General features: G+C 59.0%; 1 pseudogene. It reads left to right on the forward strand.

What is annotated here, in order from left to right:
* Positions 1–597: pseudogene (locus AC3A6R_RS27105) on the forward strand (type VI secretion system tip protein VgrG); the annotation flags it as partial.
* Positions 598–698: the final 101 nt, after the last annotated feature.

The raw sequence follows: 698 nt of genomic DNA on the forward strand, positions 1-698 counted from the left end.
ACGGGTGGCGAGACGCGCATGGTCACCGGTGGGCTGACCGAGACGGTCAATGGCGGCGTGATGCTGACGGTGAATGGCACGGTGGTGCGGATCCTCAGCGGTACCGATCTACGGGTCATCGGCGCAGGGCGCATCGAGATCATCAACGCGATCGATAGCAAGGTGGTGCTCGGGCCGAACATCACCACCGTGACCGGTCCCAAGATCGTGTTTGCCCCATTCATCATTCACTACGCCGACACCTACACGATCAACACCGTCAACTACATCGTCAACGCCAAGGTGGTGATTCACAACAAGCCCACGCAGACGCTCCACATCCAGGAGCACAGCCACTGGCGTTGGACGCGCTACGACATCGAAGTGTGGCAGGGCGGGACGCACAACCTGGCCTTCGACATCTACGGCATGAAGCTGATGGTGAGCAGGTGGTTCTTGTCTGCCAACGGCATCTTCGTCAATCTCGCAGCGAAGACCGAGATCCAGACGATGAACAAGTACACGGTCGGCTGGTTGAAGTTTCGACAGTTCGCGAAGGAAGCCAAGACCCATGGCGTGCGTGCAGTAAAGGGAACGATTTTCGTCAAGGCGAACTGAAAAGGATGGTGGTGATGACCAGGATCGTTACGGCCCACACCCCGCTGGGTGAAGAGCAGCTGAAGTTCCGCTCGATGCGCGGCACCGAGGGGCTGTCGCAG

It is taken from the genome of Variovorax sp. Soil_C_19 (assembly GCF_057657255.1).